This window comes from Brachyspira sp. SAP_772, assembly GCF_009755885.1.
Lineage (GTDB): Bacteria > Spirochaetota > Brachyspiria > Brachyspirales > Brachyspiraceae > Brachyspira.
In genome coordinates this window covers 1-1,657 of the sequence record NZ_VYIX01000006.1, presented here as the reverse complement: position 1 = coordinate 1,657, position 1,657 = coordinate 1, and the positions used below count along the sequence as shown (strand labels likewise).

The following is a 1,657-nucleotide window of genomic DNA, read 5'->3' as shown; positions in this document are numbered from 1 at the left end:
AATGGCATAGATAATTATTTTTCTATGAATGCTATAAAGAGAGTTATTTTAATAATTCCAGATTTAAGTAATAGCTTTTATATAGATATGTTTAACGGTATAATATCTGTTGTACAAAAATCTGATATACCATTTGAMATATATTTAACTAATGAATCTATTGAAGAGGAAACAAAAAKATTCTCTAGGATAGAAAATGATAAAGATATAGGAGTGATATGGGTTCCTGCTTCTGCTAAAAGAGATAAATTGCCATATAATAAAAATAGTAATATTGTATCGTTGGTTGATAGAGATTTAGAATTTGAAGATATATATATAAAAAATCTATCTAATAATTTTAGTGCTGCTAAAAAAGCAACTGATTTATTAATAGAGGGCGGGGCAAAAAATCCTATTATAATAACAGGAAGTCTTAATTTAAGTAATGCACAAGAGAGAAAAGATGGATTTTTAGAGAGTATTAAGAGCCATAATTTGGATAATGGAATGGAAAGAGTATATTATGGTGATTTTAATAATAGCGATAGCGGGTACTATATAATTAAAAAACTTGTAGAAGAAAATATAAAATTTGATTCTATATTAGCRGCTAATCAAATAGTTGCTATAGGTATATTAAAGGCTTTAAAAGAATTAAAATTATCAATACCAGAAGATGTATCAATAATATCATTTGACAAGGTAGTTAATTTGTATTCAGAGAATCAGAATATATCAGAAGTAGTTTTTCCAGCATTTGACATAGGAGTTAATGCTACTGAAGTGTTATTAGAACAGCAAAGTTTCAATATGTCTAAACAAATATATAATTTTTCTGCTCAATTTAATTTGAGAGGAAGTGAGAAAAAATTATAATATTGATAATRTATTTATMAAAAATAAAGGCTGCTAATGTTTCAAGCAGCCTTTTTATTAAAGTTAAGAATATAGAATATATAATTAATTAATAAGCTTTCTTATATAAAGCCAATATATCGTCTAATGTTACATCTCTAGGATTTCCKCCAGTACATACATCAGCTAAAGCATCTTTTGCTAATCTTGGAAAATCTTCTTTTTTGATTTTTAATTCTCTTAAATTAGCAGGAATATTAACATCTTTAGAAAGTTTTCTAACAGCCTCAACAGCTTTTTTAGCAGCTTCTTCTTTGCTTAATCCATCAACTTTTTCACCCATTGCCACAGCTATATCAACATATTTATCTATACAAACAGGCATATTAAATTCCATAACAGTAGGAAGAAGTACAGCATTAGCAACACCATGAGGAATATCAAATATAGCTCCAAGCGGGTGAGCCATAGAGTGAACAATACCAAGTCCAACATTACTGAAACCCATACCAGCAACATACTGAGCAATACTCATTCCGTCCATATCTGTCATGTTCTTATCTTTAACAGCACCTCTTAAGTGTTTAGATATAAGCTGCATAGCTTTGTATTCAAACATATCAGAAATAGTATGAGCACCTTTAGTAATATAACCTTCAATAGCATGAGTTAAAGCGTCCATACCAGTAGCAGCAACAAGACTGTTAGGCATAGAAGCCATAAGTTCAGCATCTACAAAAGCAATTATAGGTATATCTTTAGGGTCAACACAAACCATTTTTCTATTTTCTTCTTCGTTAATTATTACATAGTTGATTGT

Annotated in this window: 2 protein-coding genes; one reads left to right on the top strand and one right to left on the bottom strand. The window is 28.8% G+C overall.

Annotation, left to right across the window (positions count from 1 at the left end; genetic code table 11):
* A partial coding sequence (locus GQX97_RS12115) for a substrate-binding domain-containing protein (protein ID WP_157152194.1) occupies positions 1-858 on the top strand: 858 nt, incomplete at its 5' end.
* 88 nt (positions 859-946) lie between these two features.
* Here the strand turns inward: GQX97_RS12115 and GQX97_RS12110 are convergent.
* A partial coding sequence (locus GQX97_RS12110; protein WP_157152193.1) for an iron-containing alcohol dehydrogenase occupies positions 947-1,657 on the bottom strand: 711 nt, incomplete at its 5' end.